The 21,091-nt window shown below is 62.1% G+C and carries 23 protein-coding genes; 11 read left to right on the plus strand and 12 right to left on the minus strand.

The features are described from left to right. The first annotated feature begins 237 nt into the window (after positions 1–237). Both tusA and pdxB read left to right on the plus strand, forming a co-directional pair. Positions 238–492 carry a sulfurtransferase TusA gene (tusA, locus tag ACIPO9_RS27360; RefSeq protein ID WP_400784448.1) on the plus strand — a complete coding sequence of 85 codons (255 nt, stop codon included), beginning with the start codon at positions 238–240 and terminating at the stop codon, positions 490–492. Positions 493–569: 77 nt separating this feature from the next. Beyond that, complete coding sequence (pdxB, locus tag ACIPO9_RS27365; protein ID WP_400784449.1) at positions 570–1,718, plus strand: 4-phosphoerythronate dehydrogenase PdxB; 1,149 nt, start codon at positions 570–572, stop codon at positions 1,716–1,718. Here pdxB and ACIPO9_RS27370 read toward each other — a convergent pair whose 3' ends face one another. Continuing rightward, complete coding sequence (locus ACIPO9_RS27370; RefSeq protein WP_400784451.1) at positions 1,719–2,699, minus strand: zeta toxin family protein; 981 nt, start codon at positions 2,697–2,699, stop codon at positions 1,719–1,721. It abuts the gene before it with no gap. Positions 2,700–2,859: 160 nt separating this feature from the next. Continuing rightward, a complete protein-coding gene (locus ACIPO9_RS27375) occupies positions 2,860–3,033 on the minus strand; it encodes a PA1571 family protein (protein ID WP_274133533.1) in 174 nt (57 codons plus the stop codon). Between the two features lie 193 nt (positions 3,034–3,226). Here ACIPO9_RS27375 and ACIPO9_RS27380 point away from each other — a divergent pair, with 193 nt between their 5' ends. Then, the gene (locus tag ACIPO9_RS27380; RefSeq protein ID WP_400784453.1) at positions 3,227–5,011 is read left to right on the plus strand and encodes an ABC transporter transmembrane domain-containing protein; all 1,785 of its coding nucleotides are present in this window, start codon (positions 3,227–3,229) and stop codon (positions 5,009–5,011) included. A gap of 89 nt (positions 5,012–5,100) precedes the next feature. Here the strand turns inward: ACIPO9_RS27380 and ACIPO9_RS27385 are convergent, their stop codons facing one another. Both ACIPO9_RS27385 and ACIPO9_RS27390 read right to left on the minus strand, forming a co-directional pair. Further along, a complete protein-coding gene (locus tag ACIPO9_RS27385; RefSeq protein WP_400784454.1) occupies positions 5,101–5,388 on the minus strand; it encodes a pyrimidine/purine nucleoside phosphorylase in 288 nt (95 codons plus the stop codon). An 87-nt stretch (positions 5,389–5,475) separates the two neighbouring features. Further along, positions 5,476–6,018 (minus strand): exonuclease domain-containing protein, encoded by a 543-nt coding sequence (locus ACIPO9_RS27390; protein WP_400609584.1) that lies wholly within the window; start codon positions 6,016–6,018, stop codon positions 5,476–5,478. 387 nt (positions 6,019–6,405) lie between these two features. Here ACIPO9_RS27390 and ACIPO9_RS27395 point away from each other — a divergent pair, with 387 nt between their 5' ends. Beyond that, positions 6,406–7,236, plus strand: a complete 831-nt coding sequence (locus ACIPO9_RS27395; RefSeq protein ID WP_400784456.1) for a substrate-binding periplasmic protein — start codon at positions 6,406–6,408, stop codon at positions 7,234–7,236. Between the two features lie 38 nt (positions 7,237–7,274). Here ACIPO9_RS27395 and ACIPO9_RS27400 read toward each other — a convergent pair whose 3' ends face one another. Further along, positions 7,275–7,442 carry a DUF2897 family protein gene (locus ACIPO9_RS27400; RefSeq protein ID WP_093469957.1) on the minus strand — a complete coding sequence of 56 codons (168 nt, stop codon included), beginning with the start codon at positions 7,440–7,442 and terminating at the stop codon, positions 7,275–7,277. 219 nt (positions 7,443–7,661) lie between these two features. On the opposite strand from ACIPO9_RS27400, the gene pyrF reads away from it, so the two are divergent. After that, positions 7,662–8,360 carry an orotidine-5'-phosphate decarboxylase gene (gene pyrF, locus ACIPO9_RS27405; RefSeq protein WP_400784457.1) on the plus strand — a complete coding sequence of 233 codons (699 nt, stop codon included), beginning with the start codon at positions 7,662–7,664 and terminating at the stop codon, positions 8,358–8,360. A 191-nt stretch (positions 8,361–8,551) separates the two neighbouring features. Here pyrF and ACIPO9_RS27410 read toward each other — a convergent pair whose 3' ends face one another. Beyond that, complete coding sequence (locus ACIPO9_RS27410) at positions 8,552–9,679, minus strand: glycerophosphodiester phosphodiesterase (RefSeq protein WP_274133527.1); 1,128 nt, start codon at positions 9,677–9,679, stop codon at positions 8,552–8,554. 159 nt (positions 9,680–9,838) lie between these two features. Between ACIPO9_RS27410 and ACIPO9_RS27415 the strand changes: the two genes are divergently transcribed. Then, on the plus strand, positions 9,839–11,197 hold the full coding sequence (locus ACIPO9_RS27415; RefSeq protein WP_400784459.1) for a diguanylate cyclase domain-containing protein: 1,359 nt from the start codon (positions 9,839–9,841) through the stop codon (positions 11,195–11,197). 6 nt (positions 11,198–11,203) lie between these two features. Here the strand turns inward: ACIPO9_RS27415 and ACIPO9_RS27420 are convergent, their stop codons facing one another. Both ACIPO9_RS27420 and ACIPO9_RS27425 read right to left on the minus strand, forming a co-directional pair. Further along, positions 11,204–11,650 carry a DUF2442 domain-containing protein gene (locus ACIPO9_RS27420; RefSeq protein ID WP_400784461.1) on the minus strand — a complete coding sequence of 149 codons (447 nt, stop codon included), beginning with the start codon at positions 11,648–11,650 and terminating at the stop codon, positions 11,204–11,206. After that, complete coding sequence (locus ACIPO9_RS27425) at positions 11,647–12,075, minus strand: DUF4160 domain-containing protein (protein ID WP_400784463.1); 429 nt, start codon at positions 12,073–12,075, stop codon at positions 11,647–11,649. The genes ACIPO9_RS27420 and ACIPO9_RS27425 overlap by 4 nt, the downstream gene beginning before the upstream one ends. A gap of 275 nt (positions 12,076–12,350) precedes the next feature. Between ACIPO9_RS27425 and ACIPO9_RS27430 the strand changes: the two genes are divergently transcribed. From ACIPO9_RS27430 to ACIPO9_RS27445, 4 genes are all read left to right on the plus strand, one after another. After that, complete coding sequence (locus ACIPO9_RS27430) at positions 12,351–13,283, plus strand: 2-hydroxyacid dehydrogenase (protein ID WP_400784482.1); 933 nt, start codon at positions 12,351–12,353, stop codon at positions 13,281–13,283. A gap of 140 nt (positions 13,284–13,423) precedes the next feature. Beyond that, positions 13,424–14,179, plus strand: a complete 756-nt coding sequence (locus ACIPO9_RS27435; protein ID WP_400784464.1) for an SDR family oxidoreductase — start codon at positions 13,424–13,426, stop codon at positions 14,177–14,179. Positions 14,180–14,413: 234 nt separating this feature from the next. Further along, positions 14,414–15,103: a fumarylacetoacetate hydrolase family protein gene (locus ACIPO9_RS27440; RefSeq protein ID WP_400784465.1), complete on the plus strand. Its 690-nt coding sequence runs from the start codon at positions 14,414–14,416 to the stop codon at positions 15,101–15,103. Positions 15,104–15,222: 119 nt separating this feature from the next. Beyond that, positions 15,223–16,125: a helix-turn-helix transcriptional regulator gene (locus tag ACIPO9_RS27445; protein ID WP_400784466.1), complete on the plus strand. Its 903-nt coding sequence runs from the start codon at positions 15,223–15,225 to the stop codon at positions 16,123–16,125. On the opposite strand, the gene ACIPO9_RS27450 is transcribed toward ACIPO9_RS27445, so the two are convergent. Then, positions 16,120–17,025, minus strand: coding sequence for a LysR family transcriptional regulator (locus ACIPO9_RS27450; RefSeq protein ID WP_400784467.1), 906 nt, complete (start codon positions 17,023–17,025; stop codon positions 16,120–16,122). The genes ACIPO9_RS27445 and ACIPO9_RS27450 overlap by 6 nt on opposite strands. A 62-nt stretch (positions 17,026–17,087) precedes the next feature. On the opposite strand from ACIPO9_RS27450, the gene ACIPO9_RS27455 reads away from it, so the two are divergent. Then, positions 17,088–17,840 (plus strand): CTP synthase, encoded by a 753-nt coding sequence (locus ACIPO9_RS27455; RefSeq protein ID WP_400784468.1) that lies wholly within the window; start codon positions 17,088–17,090, stop codon positions 17,838–17,840. 158 nt (positions 17,841–17,998) lie between these two features. On the opposite strand, the gene ACIPO9_RS27460 is transcribed toward ACIPO9_RS27455, so the two are convergent. From ACIPO9_RS27460 to ACIPO9_RS27470, 3 genes are all read right to left on the minus strand, one after another. Then, the gene (locus ACIPO9_RS27460) at positions 17,999–19,417 is read right to left on the minus strand and encodes a short-chain fatty acid transporter (protein WP_274133518.1); all 1,419 of its coding nucleotides are present in this window, start codon (positions 19,415–19,417) and stop codon (positions 17,999–18,001) included. Positions 19,418–19,678: 261 nt separating this feature from the next. Beyond that, the gene (locus tag ACIPO9_RS27465) at positions 19,679–20,335 is read right to left on the minus strand and encodes a CoA transferase subunit B (RefSeq protein ID WP_274133517.1); all 657 of its coding nucleotides are present in this window, start codon (positions 20,333–20,335) and stop codon (positions 19,679–19,681) included. 50 nt (positions 20,336–20,385) lie between these two features. Beyond that, complete coding sequence (locus ACIPO9_RS27470; RefSeq protein WP_274133516.1) at positions 20,386–21,087, minus strand: CoA transferase subunit A; 702 nt, start codon at positions 21,085–21,087, stop codon at positions 20,386–20,388. Between the last annotated feature and the right edge of the window lie 4 nt (positions 21,088–21,091).

Raw genomic sequence — 21,091 nt, forward strand, 5'->3', positions numbered from 1 at the left:
GTCGAGGGAAGTCCGAAGGACCCCAGCCAGGAGCAAATGGTTTGCCTACTTTCCCGAAAGAAAGTAGGTCGCCCGTAAGGGGCGAAACCCTAAAGCCCAGCCACCGCGACAACGGATAAGCCCCCAATTCAAAAGTCACCCGCGACGCGGAGCGTCACAAGCGCCGTTAACAGATGATCAGATCTACCCGCCTACCACCATTTAAGCGACAATGCCCACCAGTTTCCGGAGTGCCCCATGTCTGATTCCCTCGAAAGCCTTGCCGTCGACGCCGTCCTCGACGCCACCGGCCTCAATTGCCCTGAGCCGGTGATGATGCTGCACCAGAAAGTCCGCGACCTGCCGGCCGGCGGCCTGCTCAAAGTCATCGCCACCGACCCGTCCACCCAGCGCGACATCCCCAAGTTCTGCGTGTTTCTCGACCACGAACTGGTCGACAAACAGATCGGCGACGGCGTCTTCCTGTACTGGATTCGCAAGAAACAGGGCTGACCCGGCCCGGCTTGCGTCTTCGGGCTGGCTCCCTCACCCGTCAGCGCCTACACTGCCGCGACTCCAGGGAGCCCACCATGCGCATAGTTGCTGACGAAAACATTCCACTGCTCGACGCCTTCTTCCAGGGTTTCGGTGAAATCCACCGCTACCCCGGCCGCACCCTTGACCGCGCTGCCGTCGCCGACGCCGACATCCTGCTGGTGCGCTCGGTGACCCAGGTGACCCGCGAACTGCTCGAAGGCACCCCGGTGCGTTTCGTCGGCACCTGCACCATCGGCACCGATCACCTCGACCTGGAATATCTCAAGCAAGCGGGCATCCAGTGGTCCAGCGCACCAGGCTGCAATGCCCGGGGTGTGGTGGATTACGTGCTGGGCAGCCTGCTGACCCTGGCTGAAATCGAAGGCGCCAATCTGGCCACGCGCACCTACGGCGTCGTGGGTGACGGGCAGGTGGGTGGTCGGCTGATCAAGGTGCTGCGCGGCCTGGGCTGGAACGTGCTGGTCTGCGATCCGCCCCGTCAGGCCGCCGAAGGGGGTGACTACGTCAGCCTCGACGAAATCATCGCTCGCTGCGACGTCATCAGCCTGCACACCCCTCTGAACAAGATCGGCGAGTCGCCGACGTGGCACCTGTTTGACCGCAGCCGCCTGCAAGGCCTCAAGCAAGGCACATGGCTGATCAACGCCGCACGCGGGCCGATCATCGACAACCTGGCCCTGCGCGAAGTGCTGCTCGAGCGTGAAGACCTGCAAGCGGTGCTGGATGTCTGGGAAAAAGAACCCCTGGTGGATCCGGACCTCGCCGAACTCTGCGTCATCGGCACCCCGCACATCGCCGGCTACAGCCTCGACGGCCGCCAGCGCGGCACGGCGCAGATCTACCAGGCGCTGTGCGAGCACCTGGGCCAGCCTGCGGCCATTCGCCTGGAGGACCTGCTGCCTCGGCAATGGCTGGCCCAGGTGACCCTGGACGCCGAGACCGATCCGGTCTGGGCGCTGAACATGCTCTGTCGCGGTGTCTACGATCCACGCCGTGACGACGCCGACTTCCGACGCAGCCTGGTCCCCGATGCCACCCAGCAGAAGCTGGCCTTCGATGCCCTGCGCAAACACTATCCGCCGCGCCGGGAAATCGAAGGCCTGCACGTGGATATCAAGGGGCAATCGGCTGCACTGATGCAGATCGTTCAGGCCCTCGGCGCAGTGCTGGTCGACGAGTGATTACCGGGTGTACTTCTTGATATAGCCCCACAGCGTCTCGGGCAGGCGCGACGGGATCTGCTGCCAGAATCCACGCATGCGGCCCAAGGCGCGGTAGGCGCTCTCCCAGGCCTCGCGGCGGTCATTGTCGCCTACGACCGGTGCATGGGTCATCTCGATGAAATTGGCGAAGCTGCAAGGCACGGGCAGCAGCTCGCTTCGTTCGATGCGTCGGATCTGCCGTTCCAGAGTGATGGGCTGGCCCGTTTCGTCGAGAAACTCCAGCGGCGTGAGGCTGTTGATGTGATCGCAGCGGCTGCGGCACAGCAGCCGGCGGTTTTTCAGCTCGCCGAACCCGCGTTCGTACATGCTGATGGTCGATCCGCTGACACGCATGCAGGCTGCCTCGAAGGCATTGAGGATTGCCTCGGCGTTCTCCAGGCTGGCCTCGATGGTCGCGACATCGACAAAGCGCTCCAGCGTGCCTTGCTCAAGGGCGTCGAGCGCGCGCTTGATGGTGGACAGGTGGACGAAGTCCTTCTTGCAGCCGATCAGATGCACGTCGAACTGGTAATCGGCCAGTTCCTTGCCGTTGATGACGGTCGCGAACGCCTTGGTGTCCAGCGCCGTTTCCAGGATGATGTTGTACTTGTTTTCATGGGCGTAGGCGAAAATACGCGCACACAACTCCCAGATAAACGTTTCGGTGTGCTTGTAGCGGCTGAGAACGTCCTGATTGGCGAATTCGGCATAACGCGGGTGAAGTTCCCTGAAGCTCTCCTTGTACAGACGCACGTAATTGTCGTAACCGCCATCCTTGAGCAGCGTGTTATTGAGCATGTAGGTCTTGCCGGAGCCCTGAACCCCGGCAACCACCAGGATCTTCGGCGCGGGCAGGTTATCCTCCCCAATGTCCCGCTTGACTTTGAATAGGCTCGCTTCCAGTGTTTCGTAGGCGGCGTCCATTTCTTTGGGCGTGTAGCTGTAATGTGTAGCGGGCATGACGATCTTCCTTGGATTGAGTCGATTGACTGATAAGCCGGGGACGTAATCGCAAGGAGGTGGGTAGGGCAAGCAGTTAGCAGCCCTTGTTTATTGCAGGATGTTTAAAACGCCCATAAAAAACCCGGCAATGGCGCCGGGTTTCAAGTAAGTCTGTTCATCAGTCTTGTTTTTCAGGTTTGACCCAGTACTTTTCGCATTCCTGACATGCGGCCTGAACCATCTCTTCAGTAATCAGGACTTCCTTTCCGTCCTTGTCAAGAATCGCGCCTCCCAGTTGAAACTCCGGTTGAGGGCGTACGACGGGTTCGTGACTGCTCTGCTGCAAGCTCATGGGCCTCTCTCCTCATCAGGTTGTGCGTTTTACGGTATCCACGCTTGATGACCACCCCGTGACATCCGCGGGTGCTGCGCGGGCACCTTTTACCTGACTGGCTGTGCCGCCCCGAGTTCAGCGCATCTCGACGAGCGTGCAGGTGACGAGCGGTGTAGGCTCTGCCATTCGAGCCGTCTATCAGGTGTATTTCATGGCAGCAGTGTTATCAGGGCGTCAGCGTCACGCCATTCGTCTGGCCATGCGCATGCTCGCGCCTTATCGCAGGCAGGCCATCGGCGCGCTGGTGGCGTTGATCGTCACGGCGGCCATCACGTTGTCCATGGGGCAGGGCATCCGGCTAATGGTCGATCAGGGATTCATGACCCGCTCGCCGACCCTGCTCAACGAAACCATCGGCCTGTTCATGTTGCTGATCCTGGCGCTGGCAGTGGGCACCTTCGCCCGTTTTTACCTGGTGTCGTGGATCGGCGAACGGGTGGTGGCCGATCTGCGCAAGCAGGTGTTCGATCACCTGGTCAGCCTGCATCCCGGCTTCTACGAAAACAACCGCAGCTCGGAGATCCAGTCACGCCTGACCGCCGACACCACGCTGTTGCAATCGGTGATCGGCTCGTCGCTGTCGATGTTTCTGCGCAACGCGCTGATGGTGATCGGCGGGGTGATTCTGCTGTTTTTCACCAACCCCAAGCTGACCAGTATCGTGGTGATCGCGTTGCCGCTGGTGGTGGCGCCGATCCTGATCTTCGGGCGGCGGGTGCGCAGCCTGTCGCGGGAGAGCCAGGACCGGGTCGCGGATGTCGGCAGCTATGTCTCCGAGGCCCTGGGCCAGATCAAGACGGTGCAGGCCTACAACCATCAGGCCCAGGACCGGCAGCGCTTCGGGCAGACCGCCGAAGACGCGTTCGACACGGCGCGCAAGCGGATCCTGCAGCGTTCGTGGCTGATCACCCTGGTCATCGTGCTGGTGCTTGGCGCGGTGGCGGTGATGCTCTGGGTAGGTGGCATGGATGTCATTGCCGGGCGCATTTCCGGCGGTGAACTGGCAGCCTTCGTGTTCTACAGCCTGATCGTCGGCAGCGCGTTCGGCACCCTCAGCGAAGTGATCGGGGAGCTGCAACGGGCGGCAGGCGCGGCAGAACGCATCACCGAACTGCTGCAGGCGCGCAGTGAAATCACCCCGCCTGCCGAGGATGTCCTGGTGCTGCCGCAGCGGGTCAGTGGGCGGCTGGAGCTTGCGAACGTCAGCTTCGCTTACCCGTCGCGGCCCGAGCGCAATGCCGTAGAGGACCTGACGCTGACCATCGAGCCCGGCGAAACCCTGGCGCTGGTCGGGCCGTCGGGGGCGGGCAAGTCGACGCTGTTCGATCTGCTGCTGCGTTTCTACGATCCGCAACAGGGGCAGGTGCGCATCGAGGGCTTGCCGGTCGAGCGTCTCGATCCACTGGACCTGCGCCGCTGTTTCGCCTGGGTATCCCAGACGCCGGCGCTGTTCTTCGGCAGCGTCGAGGACAACATTCGCTATGGCCGCCCGGATGCCAGCCTTGAGCAGATTCAGGCTGCGGCGCGGATCGCCCATGCCCACGAGTTCATCGAGCTGTTGCCCCAGGGGTATCAGACTCACCTGGGCGATGGCGGGATGGGGCTTTCAGGCGGGCAGCGCCAGCGCCTGGCCATTGCCCGGGCGCTGCTGGCCGATGCACCGGTTCTGCTGCTCGACGAGGCCACGAGTGCGCTGGATGCCCAGAGCGAGCATCTGATTCAGCAGGCCTTGCCTACCTTGATGAAGGACCGCACGACCCTGGTGATCGCCCACCGTCTGGCCACGGTGCAGAACGCCGACCGGATTGCGGTGATGGATCAGGGGCGGCTGGTGGCGGTGGGCACGCATCAGCAACTGATTGCCAGCAATGCGCTGTATGCGCGACTGGCGGCGTTGCAATTCAATGCGATGGGCCCTGCGAATGAGCGTGTGTAGCAGCACGGCTTGCCGGCGTTGGCGTACTTGCAGTCGCCACCGCCAGCAAGCGGAGCGCCACCCGGCCGGGCGGCGACAGGAAGAGGGTGTCAGTCCTTGCGGTACTCGCACAGGTAAGCGGTTTCGACGCTCACTTCCAGGTCGAACTTGCTGTTGGCCGGTACACGGAACTGGTCGCCCGCGTTAAAGATTTCCCAATCGTTGCTGCCTGGCAGCAGGACTTTCAGCGAGCCGGACACCACGTGCATGATCTCGCGGTCGGCGGTGCCGAAGTTGTACTTCCCTGGCGCCATGACACCGATAGTGGCTGCGCCATCGGCTTGCTGGAAGGCGATGGACTTGACGGTGCCGTCGAAATATTCGTTGACCTTGAACATGGCGGATTCCTTGGAAAGGGCTGAAAAAGGCCGGACAGTATGCCCAACGTATAAAAGGACGTCATCCGCTTTGATAAATGCGTCACTTCAGGCCGGAATCACCAGCGGCAAAAGTCTTGCGGTGTTGCGCGCATCGGTCAGTGCCCGGTGTTGCTGGCCGCTGAAATGCATGCCCGCCAGTTGCAGGGCAGTGTTCAGGCCGCAGGGTTTCTGTAGATGCCGCGCCTTGGCGAAGCGCTGCTTGAGGTTGATGTGCGAGAGGCCGCTCAACTCGCTGACCAACTGATGCTGCTGCCATTGCAGTTCGAACTGCTGACGATCGTAGTCACCCCAACTGACCCAGCCCTGCAGCCGGCTGCGATGATTGCCCAGCCAGCGCTCGAATTGCGGCCAGATGGCTGGCAAAGGCTGGGCGGTGTCGATCTGCGCCTGCTGGATATGGGTCAGCTCGCGGCAGAACGGGGTCAGCAATGGCCGCCTGACCGGACGCACGAAACGCTCGAAATGATCGACCTCCCGCCCGTCCGAATTGACCACGCAGGCGCCGATCTCAATGATTTCCATCTCTGCCACCGGCCATCCGCCCTCTTCGGTGGTGGCCTCCAGGTCTATCACCAGCCAGTGGGGCATGTGCAACTCCAGTCTCAAATCCGTGGCACCGCCATGGAGCGTAGCTGCTCAATCAGACTCACAGGAAGGCCGATGGTTTGCGCGGTGCTGCGGATTTTTACCGCACGACCGTCGGGAATGTTCCACCAGCCGCTTGCCTGCCTGGCTTGCAGGGCATAAATTGCGGCGCGTCCGGCGATTTTGTAAGTGTTTTTTTCCGGGATGGCGGAGCCGGGAATGGCTTGCGTATTCCCGCCGCGATGCTCAAGCGATGCGCTCCGGGCGCAGCCCTTGGTTGCGGGGCATTCATATCAAGAATAAATCGGACTTCGCGTTGTTTGACCGTTGTCTAATTGTTTTCAAACGCATAGCTTACGTACTTCGATTCGTCGGGAGTGTTCTGTCTTGATGTCTATGCCAATGCGGATGGCTCTGAAAACGCTGCTGCTGGTCACGACCACCCTGTGCGCCTGGCAGGCGAGCGCGGCGCAGGTCGTGCGCATTGGCGCGGCGCATTTTCCGCCGTACACCATTCGCCCCGAGCGCGGCGAAGACACCGGTTTGCTGCCGCAGATGGTCAGCGCCCTGAACGCCATGCAGAGTGAATACCGTTTCGAGATGGTACCCACCTCCATTCCTCGTCGTTTCCGGGATTTTCAGCAGGCGCGCTTCGACATGGCGATCTTCGAGAACCCTGGCTGGGGCTGGAAAGACATTCCCCACGAAGATGTCGACATGGGCCTGGAAGACGCGGAAATCTTCGTCGCCCATCGTGGCGCAGGCCGCACCCAGAGCTACTTCGACGACTTGCGCGGCAAGCGGCTGGCGCTGTTCAGCGGGTATCACTACGCCTTCGCCGACTTCAACGCCGACCCCAAATTTCTCGCCGAGCACTACAACGCCACGCTGACCTATTCTCACGACAGCAATCTTGCGATGGTGCTACGGGATCGGGCGGACATCGCCCTGGTCACGCGCTCGTACCTGAGCACCTTCCTGGCGAACAACCCGCAGGATGCCAACCAGTTCATGGCGTCGGACAAGGTGGATCAGGTGTATCGCCATTTCACGCTGTTGCGGCCGGGCGCGCCGATCACGGGGGAGCGGTTCAGCGATCTGCTGCGTCAGTTGCGGGAAAACGGCCAGATGTTCAGGATTTTCCAGCCGTTTCGCATCGCCGTCACGCCACAGGCCAGCCACCACGCCGTGGCGCTGGATATGGATGAAGGTCGGGATTGAAGGGGAACGGGCGGCGCCTTTGGCTCCGCCCGCAGTCATCAGCGGTCGCGAGCTTCCTTGGCATCCATTTCGGCATTGCGCTCATGAACTCGCTTGAGTTGTTCTTCGGTCAGGGGAAGTTTTTTCGCTGAATCCTTGAGCATCAGCAAACCACCGACGATCGAGCCTATTGCAACGACCAGTATCAACCACGCGTACCAGGGCATGATGCTCACTCCTTATTGTGATAAAGCTTTGAGCAATGGCGCTGCCCACAGGTTCCATTGTATGAGATGCCCGGTCGGGCGAGTACCGTGATGATGCTTCGGCAGGCCCCGTTTCAGGCATTGCGGGGTTTTACCATGGAGTTGCCGATCACCGGGTCCCGCGCCGGGACATGTTCAGCTACAATGCGCGCCGATTTCGACTTGCCAGAGAACCCGCTCATGTCCGCCTGCCAGACCCCCATCATCGTTGCCCTGGATTTCCCGACCCGCGAAGCGGCGTTGAAGCTGGCAGACCAGCTCGATCCGAAACTGTGCCGGGTCAAAGTGGGCAAGGAGCTGTTCACCAGCAGCGCGTCAGGCATCGTCGAAACCTTGAATGACAAGGGTTTCGAGGTATTCCTGGACCTCAAATTCCATGACATCCCCAACACCACCGCCATGGCGGTCAAGGCTGCGGCCGAGATGGGCGTGTGGATGGTCAACGTGCACTGCTCCGGCGGTCTGCGCATGATGGCGGCCTGTCGCGACGTGCTGGACCAGCGCACCGGCGCCAAGCCATTGCTGATCGGCGTGACCGTGCTGACCAGCATGGAACGTGAGGATCTGGCCGGCATCGGCCTGGACATCGAGCCGCAGGAGCAGGTGCTGCGCCTGGCGGCACTGGCGCAGAAGGCCGGTATGGACGGCCTGGTGTGCTCGGCCCTGGAAGCCCAGGCGCTCAAGGCTGCGCACCCGTCGCTGCAACTGGTGACCCCAGGTATCCGCCCGGCTGGCAGCGTTCAGGACGACCAGCGCCGCATCCTGACCCCGCGCCAGGCACTGGACGCCGGCTCCGACTACCTGGTCATCGGCCGCCCGATCAGCCAGGCGGCCGATCCTGCCAAGGCGCTGGCCGAAGTGGTTGCGCAACTGGCGTAAGGCTGCGATCCCCTTGTAGGAGCGCGCTTGCCCGCGACGGGTTTTAACTGACATTGCAAGGGTGGCTGACACTCTGCTGTCGCGGGCAAGCGCGCTCCTACAGGCTCAGCGGTGTGTCAGGCGACGAATGCGTCACTGACACACCGCTCCCGCCGGCAAGCCGTGCTGCTACGGGGTTGAGAGGTCAGGGCTCAGTAGCCGATCCGCTTGAGGATCGACTCCTTGCTCTCCTTCGAAGGCCGCCCGTAGAACTTCAACAACTCCGAAGCGCGGTTGGTGAAGAAACCGTCGACACCGCGCTCGCTGATGGCCTTGAAGTCCACGGCATCGTCCACGGTGTAGGGGTGGATGATCATGCCGCGGTCGTGGGCCATCTTGTTCATCCATGGCTGCACCAGGTCCATGTAGCTCTGGTCACCGCCATTCTTCAGGGCTGCCGCAGGGCCTGTGCCCACCGCGCCATGGGCCTTGGCCCAATCCATCCACGCCGCGAAATCCTCCTTGGACTTGACCTGTTGCGTCGCGTAGAACGCCGCCTTGTCCTTGGCCCCCGAGTCCTTGAAGCTCTTGTCGGATGCTGCCGGGATATAGCCGTCGCCCAGCCACAGCAACAGCACCTTGGGCGTGTCCGGCATGGCTTTGTGCAGCAGTTCAAGGCTTGGCTTTTCAAAGGTCTGCAACACCACGCGCCCCGGCATGTGTGCAACGTTCACATGGCCTTTCTCGGCCGCCGGACGCTGGCTCAGCCAGCCACGTTGCGCGAGTTTGTTCTTCAAGTCTTCCTCGATACCGGGAAACTGCGCCGGCACCTTGGTTTCGATGTACAGGCCAGGCTTGTTCTTGCCGCCCTCGGCGATATCGATCACCTCGTCCAGCGTCAGGATCTTCAACCCCGCGTAGCTGGCGCGGGCGCGATCCGGATGGGCCTTGTTGAACCATGAGCCGGCATCCAGGCGCTTGATTTCTTCAAGGGTGAAGCTGCTCAGCGGATCCTTCACCCGGTCGGGGTAGACCTGGGCGATGTTGGTGGTCCTCTCCAGAGTGTCGTCGTGCAGCGCGATCAGGACACCGTCTTTGGTACGCTGGATGTCCATCTCCAGATAGTCCGCGCCCAGTTCGCGAGCCAGGGTGTAGGAGGGCACGGTTTCTTCAGGGGCATCGAACGAGGCGCCGCGATGGGCGATGACCGCAGGCCACGGCACGCCGATTTTCGCCGCCAGCGCCTTGCCCGGCGCATCGGCGGCACCGGCCAGTCCCGAAGACAACAGCGCACCGGCCAGTGCGGCGGTGCTCAACGTTCTACTGATTCCTTTGAACATAAGCTCTCGTTCCTTTTTGTGCATGATTCGTTCAAGTGCTCAATCGGCAGATGGCCGAACGCATCGGGTTTGGGCACTATGACCGCAGGTTAGGTCATTTTTTATGACCTACCTCTCTCGAAAGCGTGAACGTTGGCTAATGCAGGTAGTGCTTTTCGCATGGAAACAAACACTTACGCGGCGCTTACGGGATTTGTCGACATGTTGCTGGACGCCATCTGCGTGGTCGACGCGGAAGGGCGGTATGTCTTTGTCAGCGCGGCGGCGGAGCGGATCTTCGGTTATCTGCCACAGGAGCTGATCGGGCGCAGGATGATCGAGCTGGTGCATCCCGATGACCAGGAGCGCACTCTTGCGGCGGCAGGCGAGATCATGGCCGGGCAACCCAACCTCGGATTCGAGAACCGCTATGTGCGCAAGGACGGGCGCATCGTCCACATCATGTGGTCAGCGCGCTGGTCGCAGGATCACAAGCTGCGCATCGCCGTGGCCCGGGACATCACCGAGCGCAAGCGCGCCGAATCGATGCGCACCGCGCTGTTTCGCATCTCGGAGGCGGCCCACGTCGCCAGTGACCTGTCGGCGCTGTTCAAGGACATTCATGGCGTCATCGGCGATCTGCTGCCGGCGCGCAACTTCTTCGTCGCCTTGAAGGATAAATACAGTGGCCTGCTGAACTTTCCTTACCACGTCGACGAACAGGACCCTTCGTTGCAACGGCCTATGGCTGACGCATTGGCAACAGAAGTGGCCAGCAGCGGGAAAACCCTGTTGCTGGCTTCAGGTTCCGGGCCCCGGCAGAGCGACGATGGCGTGCCCGATTACCTCAGGCAGCGCACGGCAGACGACGTGTTTTCCTGGCTGGGTGCGCCGCTGGAAACCCAGCACGGCATCATCGGCGCACTGCTGGTCAAGAGTCACACCGATTGTCCGCCGTATGACGAGCGTGACAAGGAGTCGCTGCAGTTCGTCTCCACCCAGGTCGCTGCGGCCATCGAGCGCAAGCAACTCTACGAACGTCTCAAAAGCATGGCGCAGTACGATCAACTGACGCAGTTGCCCAATCGCATGCTCCTTCACGAGCGTTTGCTGCAATCCCTTGAGCGGGCAAAGAACAGCAAGGGTCGCATGGCGCTGTTGTATCTGGACCTGGACAAATTCAAGCTGGTCAACGACACCCTCGGCCACGCCGCAGGCGACCTGCTGTTGCAGGAAGTCGCGCACCGCCTCAAACAATGCGTGCGCGAGACAGACACCGTCGCCCGCATCGGCGGAGACGAGTTCGTCATCCTGCTCGATCGCGTCAACAGCCTCGAAGATTCCGGCAAGGTCGCCGACAAGATCTGCAAGACCCTCAACGTGCCAATGGTCCTCAAGGGCCACGACTGGCAGATCCTGCCCAGCATCGGCATCGCCAACTACCCCGAGAACGCAACCGACCTCGCGCAACTGTTCCGCCACGCCGATGAGGCGATGTACAGCGCGAAGAAGAATGGCGGGAATCGATTTCAGGGGTGATGCAGGTTATGGGGCCACGATCACCTTGCGTGGACGGCCGCCTTTCAAACCGTTGGCCCTCGACGCTTTGGTTTTTGCCTCAGTGCTGCGTCGACCGTTGCGCGAGGCAACGACACTCGCCGCCATCGCCATCAATGATTCGCTGGCCGAGATCATCCCGGCGACGGATATGTGCAGGTCACGGGATTCAAGGCACAGCGCGCTTCCTCCAAAGCCCAGCTCCATCTGTTCAAGCTCTTGAACCGACAGATTGCGAAGCTCCGGATAGTTAGCGACTGGAAGCAGTAGCGCGGTCTGATCTGCAAAGCCAATGGCGTAGGCATTCAACGAACCCATGAACTGCAGGGTGACGGCGCGCAAGACGCCGCGTGTGCGGCCCAGTTCAGTCGCCTGCTCGAGAGCGGCATGGTCGACGATGTCGTCATCGTGTTCGCGAGCTTTCACGGGTTTCATAACTCTATCTCCAACGGCGTGCAGTAGCCCGCCAAGTGCAATTGTGTTTTGTAGCTTCTGGCGTCGAATAGAGCGCAAAGAATGGGTGATGCACTCAATCGTCCGTAGCGGGGAGCCACCACCTCGCCGATTTCCAGATCCCAGGCCTGATTGTCCAGACACAAGGTTTGCTGGCTTGCCCACCAGCATTCCCGGGCCCTGCGCAAGTTGGCGCGGCGTTTGATCACCTGACGCAACTCCTCCAGTATCCGCGTGCAAGGCCCGTTCTTGGCCGGCGTTACGTCCCATAGGCGGATGCCGTTATGCCAAAAGCTGAACAGAAACCTGGCATCCCATTCGCTGGTTCCCACATGAACGTGAGGAGGGCAGTGCTCATCCCTGGTGAAGAATGCGACCAAATAACCTTTATGACTGCATACCTTCATTCAATAACCCATCCGTTAGGTTTTGGAGTCTACGCTCTGTGTTGCGTACTGGCGACTACCAAAGTGCACTTGCATGAAGTTTCGGAAATCGCCTACACCGCACAGCGAGTTGAACGTAATTTCGGCGAACGGGCCATGTTGTAGCTGCTACAAGATTTGACCTGCTGTTGTCGAAGAGAGGATGCATTACCCATCCATTTTCCCGGGAACCCCTGCACAACCGCTCTAACTCGCGCTACTGTCTGTCCCTCTGCAAATTTCGGGACGTGATGATGGTGAAGACGGTTCTGGTGCTGGTGGAAAGTGTGAACGAGTATTTGCCGATTCTGGAGGACGCAGGTTTTCGCCTGATCCTGGCGCCGACACCGGCGACCCGGGCCGAGGCGGTGGCGACCCGGGGCGGAGAGATCGACGCGGTGTTGACCCGTGGTCCGCTGGGGCTGACGGCGGCGGAGATGGCGGCGTTGCCAGGGCTCGGGATCATCTGCGTGCTGGGCGCGGGGTACGAGCAGGTGGACTTGCCTGCCGCCCAGGCGCGGGGCATTACCGTGACCAATGGCGCCGGGGTCAATGCGCCGACCGTGGCCGACCATGCGCTGGCCTTGCTGTTGTCGCTGGTGCGCGACATTCCCCTGGCCGATGCATCGGTGCGGCGTGGTGAGTGGCGCAAGGTGACGCGGCCTTCCTTTACCAGCAAGACGATCGGGATTCTCGGCCTGGGCGCGGTCGGCCTGGCGATTGCCAGGCGCGCTGCGGCGTTCGACATGCAGATCGCTTATCACAACCGTACGCCGCGCACAGACGTGGATTTCCGCTATTGCGCGACGCCGCAGGCGCTGGCGGCCGAGTCGGATTTCCTGATCGTGGCCACGCCCGGTGGCAGTGGCACTGCGCACCTGATCGATAGGGCGGCCATCGACGCGCTGGGCGAGGAGGGGTTTCTGGTGAATATCGCCCGTGCCAGCGTGGTAGACACTGGGGCGCTGGTGGATGCCTTGCAGCACGGTCGTCTGGCCGGGGCGGCGCTGGATGTGTTCGACGATGAACCCCAGGTGCCCGATGTCTTGAAGTCGCTGGGCAATGTGGTGCTCACGCCCCATGTGGGCGGTCTCTCGCCGGAGGCCTCTCGCGCCACGGTGCAGCGGGTGGCTGACAACCTGCTGGCGTTCTATGCGGGCAAACCGGTGCTGACGCCGGTTTATGCCTGAGGGCCTGTAGCAGCGCAGCTTGCTGGCGGGGCGGTGTGTCAGGCGATAAATGTGTCACTGACACACCGCTCCCGCCGGCAAGCCGTGCTGCTACGGGTCAAGATTGTTTTTCAACATTCCAATAACAACAGGAGGTTCTCATGTCTGCATTGAAAGTCGCGCTGGTCACCGGTGCCGGGAGCGGCATTGGCCGTGCGGTGGCGCTGAAATTGCTGGATGACGGCTATGCCGTGGTGCTGGCGGGTCGTCGTCTGGAGCCGCTGGTGAAGTTGGCCGAGCAGGCGAAGGCCGCGGGCCGCCAGGCGCTGGCGGTGTCCACCGACGTGCGTGATGCCGCCAGCGTACAGGCGCTGTTCGACAAGATCGAGAGTACCTATGGCCGCCTGGATGTGTCGTTCAACAACGCCGGGATCGGCGCCCCTGCAGTGCCGATGGATGAACTGTCGGTGGAGCAGTGGCAGAACGTGATCGATACCAACGTCACCGGCATGTTCCTGTGCGTGCGCGGGGCATTCGGCCTGATGCGCCGGCAGGTGCCCCAAGGCGGGCGGATCATCAACAACGGGTCGATCTCTTCCCACACGCCACGCCTGTTCAGCTCGCCCTACACCTCCAGCAAGCACGCAGTGCTGGGCCTGACCAAAAGCACTTCGCTGGACGGGCGCCAGTACAACGTCGCCTGCGGCCAGATCGACATCGGCAACGCGCTGACCGACATGACTGACCGCATGACCAAGGGCGTACCCCAGACGGACGGCAGCCTGATGGTCGAGCCGACCATGAATGTGCAGCACGTGGCCGATGCGGTGAGCTACATGGCCTCACTGCCGTTGTCGGCGAACGTGCTGAACATGACGGTCATGGCCAGCAGCATGCCGTTCGTGGGCCGTGGCTAAGCAGCACGCATCCACATCCCGTAGCAGCACGGCTTGCCGGCGGTCGCGGTGTGTCAGGAGCGGATATATTCACTGACACACCGCTCCCGCCGGCAAGCCGTGCTGCTACGCAGGCCAGCGTAGATTGACAGACCTTTGTTTCGTCCAAAACCTGACGGGATCTGTCCAACCCGGCGCGTTGGCGAGTCTGCACACTGTGTCCATGTCGAACACCTTTCATTCGAGGACATGACCATGAGCGAATTCGTCATCGCACCGGTCGCCACGCCATCGCTGGCGGTGGCGGGCACTTCCAGCCGCTTCCCGATCCGCCGGGTATTCTGCGTGGGCCGCAACTACTCCGAGCACGCCCGTGAAATGGGCCATGATCCGGATCGCGAACCGCCGTTCTTCTTTGCCAAACCCGCCGACGCCGTGGTCCCCGCGCAAGGTAGCATTCCCTATCCGCCGTTGACCGCCGACCTGCACCACGAGATCGAACTGGTGGTGGCGATCGGCAAGGACGGCGTGGATATCCAGCCTGAAGACGCACTGAGCCATGTCTGGGGCTACGGCGTTGGCCTGGACCTGACCCGTCGCGACTTGCAGGCCCAGGCCAAGAAAATGGGCCGTCCATGGGAATGGGCCAAGGCGTTCGACGCCTCGGCACCGGCCACCGCGTTGCTGCCGGTGAGCAAGGTCGGCCACCCTGAAAGCGGCTCGATCTGGCTCGACGTCAACGGAGAAGCTCGCCAGCGCGGTGACCTGGCCGATCAGATCTGGGCGGTCAAGGATGTGATTGCCTACCTGTCGCAATCGGTGGGCGTGAAAGCCGGCGACCTGATCTACACCGGCACGCCAGCGGGTGTAGGCGCGTTGCAGCGCGGTGATGTGGTCACCGCCGGCATTGAAGGCATCGCCGAGCTGAGCCTGACCATCGACTAAAGCCGCAAGCCGCAAGCCGCAAGCCGCAAGCTACAAGTCTCAAGCCAGCGCCAGGCGGCTTTTAGCTTGCAGCTCGCGGCTTAAAGCTTGAAGCTTGTGTTTTTTTCAGGCCTCAAGCGATGGCGAACACCCCCCGCATCCAGACCTATGGCATGCAGCAGCGCAGCGACCGCATGGATTTCTACATCCGTGACAAGTCGGCCCGTCCGGCGCTGACCTCGCCCCATCGTCACGAATATTTCCAGATCCAGATCAACCTCGGTGGCGACACCGTGCAGCACATCGGCGGTGCGATCCGGCCGTTTCCCCGCAACACCCTGGCCTTCATCCTGCCGCACCGGCTGCATGTGATTCCCCATCCCGAAGACGGCAATTTCGTGCTGATCAATTTCGCCCAGGAGTTCCTGCTGCAACATGTGCAGTGCGATCCGATGGACCTTGAGGACGTCTCCCTGACCGACTGCCCGGAGCTTGCGCCGTTCCGGTTTCAGGAGCATCTGGACTTCATACTGAGCGACGCCGATTTCGCCGAGGTAACGGTGCTGCTGGACCTGATGCGCGAAGCGGACCGCACCCGTCAGTTGGGTTGCGCGGCGATTCTGCGGGGCTATCTGCTGCAGTTGATCGGCAAGGTCTGCAACCTGTTCGAGCCGCATTTGCTGGCGCTTTCCCAGGACAAGGCCGAGCGAAGAGGGCGGCGCGACGCGATGGGGCGAGTCATGGTCTACATTCGCGAACACATCGCCGACCCGGCCATGACCCTGACCGATGCAGCGGCGGCGGCTTTTCTGTCCCCGAACTACCTGACCCACCTGCTGCGCAAGGAAACCGGCAACACCTTTTCCGAGCTGGTGCTGGAGCGGCGCATGCGCCTTGCGCGCACGCAATTGATGAACAGCGACAAACCCCTGAGCCATATCGCCCAGGTCTGCGGCTTCACCGACGAGGCCTATTTCTCACGGCGTTTTCGCAAGGCCCACGGCATGCCGCCGGGGCAGTTTCGGCGCGAACGCCGCCTATAAGTCAATCGCGTTGGTCAACTCGCTGAACAACGCCGACACCGAGCGCAATGCCCGGCAATCGGGGCGGGTGAGCAGCCACAGTTGCGTGTCGCAGCCTTGCAGAGGCTCACCCAGCGGTTGCAGTTCGCCCGCCCGCAGCATGAAGTCCGGCAACGCCGCCACGCCCATTCCCGCCCGCACCATCTGCGCCACGGTCTGCATCGAGCTGCAGCGGTAGCCGGGGTTGACCTGCGGCCATTGCTGACGGCGCCAGACAACCGTCGGGTGATCGGGCAGGAAATCATCCGGGGCGACCCAGACCATCCTGGCAAGGTCGCTGTGCTCGCAATGTTGCAGGTACTGGGCGCTGGCATAGACCCGGTACGACACCGTGCCCAGGCGCGTGCCTACAAGATGCTGGGGCGGTGCGTCGGTCAGGCGCAGCGCGATGTCGGCGTCGCGACGGCTGAGATTGGCGAAGGTGTCGGACGTATTCAGTTCCAGACGCAGGGCCGGATAGTCCGGCATGAAGCGCGTCAAGGCTGGCAGCAACAGGCTCTGCAACACCGCTTCGGTGCAGGTCAGGCGAACGCTGCCGCTGACGGTTTCCCGGTCCTGTTCCAGGGCGATTTGCGCCAATGCCAGCGCCTGCTCGGCAGTCTCGGCCTGTTGCGACAGCAGCAGCGCTGCGCTGGTGGGGCGATACCCGGCGCGGCTTTTCTCGAACAACGCGGTGCCCAGGGATTTCTCCAGGCGCCGTACTGCACGAAACACCGTGGAGACATCGACCTTGAGCTGTTCGGCGGCGCGGGCCAGGGTTCTGCCCCGCACCAGCGCGAGGATCAGCGACAGGTCCGCGTGGCAGATTCGATATTGCGTAGCTGCATGGATCACTTGCTTGAACGCCCATTTTGATTGCATGGACACAAGCTTATAGTCGCCGTCGCACGTTCAGCAAAGCGTTTTGATTTCAGGGAGCAGACATGCAAGACAAGCAGGCAATTCGCATCGCATTGGTAGGTGACTACGACTCGCAGGTGGCCGCCCACCTGGCCATTCCGGTGGCGCTGGACCGAGTGGCGGGGGAGACAGGGGTGGTCGTCGAGTTCGACTGGTTGCCGACACCGGCCGTCGGCAGCGGCGAAGTCCTCAAGTCATTCGACGGCATCTGGTGTGTGCCCGCCAGTCCCTATCGGGACATGAACGGTGCGCTGACCTCCATTCGTTTCGCCCGCGAGCGTCAGGTCCCGTTTCTCGGCACCTGTGGCGGATTTCAACACGCGCTGCTGGAATACGCGCGCAATTGCCTAGGCTGGACCGATGCCGAACACGCCGAGACCGCGCCAGAGTCGCAGCGGGCGATTATCACCGAGCTCAGTTGCTCGCTGGTGGAGGCGTTCGCGCCGATTCGCCTGGTGCCCGGTTCGCGCATCGCCGGAGTCTACGGCAGCGAGCAGACCCAGGAGCGCTACCGTTGCCGCTACGGCCTGCGCAAGGCGCTTGAGAAAGAGGTGTTTGCCGGTCCGCTGAAGGTAAGCGGCTACGATCCGGAAGGCGAGATTCGCGCGATGGAGTTGGAAGGGCATCCGTTCTTCGTCGCCACGCTGTTCCAGCCTGAGCGCGCCGCGCTTGAGGGCACCACACCGCCTTTGGTCAAGGCATTCGTTAATGCGTGCCGGGAGAACAGGGAGCGCAACTACAAGTCATTGCTGGACCATGTCCACATGACCACATGACCACATGACCACATGACCACATGACCACATGACCACATGACCACATGACACCCGTAGCAGCACGGCTTGCCGGCGGGAGCGGTGTGTCTGTGACGAAGAAGTCGCCTGTCACACCGCTCCCGCCGGCAAGCCGTGCTGCTACGGAGGGGCGTAGCGGGTTACGGCATCACTGGCGGCAGGTACGCCAGGGTGGTGCCCAGTGCCCACAGCAGGAACAGCACCAGCGGGGTGTGCACCAGCAATTGCACGAAGGAGAAGCCGATCAGGTCCCGCGCCTTCAAGCCCAGCACGCCCAGCAGCGGCAGCATGTAGAACGGGTTGATCAGGTTCGGCAGGGCTTCTGCAGCGTTGTAGATCTGCACTGCCCAGCCCAGGTGATACTTCAGGTCATTGGCCACTTGCATCACATACGGCGCCTCGATGATCCACTTGCCGCCACCCGATGGAATGAAGAAGCCGAGGATCGCCGAATACACGCCCATCAACAGCGCATAGGTGTCATGGGACGCGATGCTGGTGAAGAAGGTCGAGATGTGGTGCGCGACGGTCTGGGCATCGCCGCCCTTGACGGTGGTCAACAGGGCGGCAATCGAGCCGTACAGCGGGAACTGGATCAACACGCCCGTGGTGGTGGGCACGGCGCGGGCCACGGCATCCAGGAAGCTGCGTGGGCGCCAGTGCAGCAATGCGCCAACCATGATGAACAGGAAGTTATAGGTGTTCAGGCCGGAAATGGCGGTGATCGCAGGCTTGGTGGTGAACTCGTTGTACAGCCAGCCGGAGGCCAGCACGACCATCAGAATGATCAACAGCGGACTGTATTCCAGCCACTCGCCAGGGCGAGTGCGCGGTGGCAGCGGCGGCATGCTGAACGCAGGATCGACACCGCAGTCCTTGGCTTCGCGGGCGCTGTTCGGGCCGGGCGCAGTGGCGTAGGCGACGATGATCGAGACCACCACCAGCGCCAGCAGCATGACGCCCGATTGCCAGAGGAAGATGGTCTGGGTGAACGGGATCATGCCGGTGATCGCCAGGATCGACGGCGGCAGGCTGGCCGGGTTGGCCTGCAGTTGCGCAGCCGACGACGACAGGCCCAGCGCCCAGACAGCGCCCAGACCCAGATAGGCAGCGGCACCGGCGGCGCGATAGTCCATCTTCAGGTCCGTGCGACGGGCCAGTGCGCGCACCAGCAAGCCGCCGAACACCAGCGAAAGGCCCCAGTTGAGCAGCGACGCGACCATGGAAATCAGCGCGACCCAGGCCACGGCCGAGCGTCCGTTTTTCGGAATGCGTGCCAGGCGGTCGATCAGCTTCACGGCGGGTGGGGAGCTGGCGACGACATAGCCGCCGATGACCACGAAGGCCATCTGCATGGTGAACGGGATCAGGCTCCAGAATCCATCGCCGAAGGCCTTGGCGGTGTCGGCGGGTTTGGCGCCGATGACCAGGGTCGCCAGGGTGACGATGACCACGGCCAGGGCGGCGAACACCCAGGAGTCAGGGAACCAGCGCTCGGCCCATTTGGCGCAGCGCAGGGCAAATCGGGCGGAGCGGCTTTCTTCGATATCGGCGGCCACGTGTTGTACCTCTTGGAGTTATTTTAGGTGCTGTTTAAGTTGTTTTTATGTGTTGGCGGTGATGCAGAAAAAGGTGCCGCGCCAGATACGGCAATGCCCCTTCATTGCTGAAGGGGCAGGTTGGCATAGCGGTGTTACATCCGGGAGGCGCGCCCTCTGTAGGAGCGCGCTTGCCCGCGATGACGGTGTGTCAGCTAAGCAGATATTGAATCTACCTGCGCCGTCGCGGGCAAGCGCGCTCCTACAGGGAAACTGAACTCATCAGAACGTCATCTCGACCACATCGTCTGGCACGATCAGCTTGCCGGCGGTCTTGGCGACGATCTCTTCGATGCTCACGCCCGGCGCGGTTTCGCGCAGGATGAAGGCGCCGTTCTCGATTTCCAGGTAGGCCAGATCAGTCAGCACCTTCTTGATGCAGCCGGCGCCGGTCAGCGGCAGGCTGCAGCGCGACAGCAGCTTGGACTCGCCGTCCTTCGAAGCGTGGGTCATGGTGACGATGATGTTGTCGGCACCGGCCACCAGGTCCATCGCGCCGCCCATGCCTTTGACCAGCTTGCCGGGGATCATCCACGAGGCGATGTTGCCCTCGACATCGACCTCGAAGGCGCCCAGCACGGTCAGGTCCACATGGCCGCCACGGATCATGGCGAAGGATTCGGCCGAAGAGAAGATCGAGGCGCCGACGCGGGCGGTCACGGTCTGTTTGCCGGCGTTGATCATGTCTGCATCGATAGTTTCCTCGGTGGGAAACGCGCCCATGCCCAGCAGGCCGTTTTCCGATTGCAGCATCACGTCGATGCCATCGGGAACGTAGTTGGCGACCAGGGTCGGAATGCCGATGCCCAGGTTCACGTAGAAGCCGTCTTGCAGTTCGCGCGCAACGCGCTGTGCCATTTGTTCGCGGGAGAGTGCCATGGTTTGGGTCTCTTTTATTCTGTTCGGTGGCCCATGTCGGATGGGGTGCGTCAGGCTTTTCTGACGGTGCGCTGCTCGATGCGTTTCTCGAAGGTGCCCAGGATCACCCGATCGACATAGATGCCGGGGGTGTGGATTTCAGTCGGCAGCAACACGCCCGGCTCGACGATTTCCTCGACCTCGACCACGGTGATCTTGCCTGCGGTGGCGGCAACCGGGTTGAAGTTCTGCGCGGTGTGGCGGTAGACCACGTTGCCGAAATGGTCGGCTTTCCAGCCCTTGACGATGGCGAAGTCGCCGGTGATGGCTTCTTCCAGGATCACGTTGCGGCCGTTGAACTGGCGGGTTTCCTTGCCTTCGGCGACAGGGGTGCCGTAGCCGGTGGCGGTGTAGAACGCGGGGATGCCGGCACCGCCTGCGCGCATTTTCTCGGCCAGGGTGCCTTGGGGGGTGAGTTCGACTTCCAGCTGGCCGTTGAGCAACTGCTCCTCGAACAGTTTGTTCTCGCCGACGTAGGAGGCGATCATTTTGCGGATCTGCCGGTCTTCCAGCAGGATGCCCAGGCCGAAACCGTCGACGCCGCAGTTGTTGGAGACCACCGTCAGACCCTTCACGCCCATGCGCTTGATGTGGGCGATGAGGTTTTCGGGGATACCGCACAGGCCGAAACCGCCCGCCAGTACAGTCATGTTGTCGGTCAGCCCGGCGAGGGCCTCTTCGTACGTTGCTACTCGTTTGTCGAGTCCGGCCATGGTG

This window comes from Pseudomonas sp. NPDC090203, from assembly GCF_044746765.1.
GTDB classification, from domain to species: domain Bacteria; phylum Pseudomonadota; class Gammaproteobacteria; order Pseudomonadales; family Pseudomonadaceae; genus Aquipseudomonas; species Aquipseudomonas putida_AD.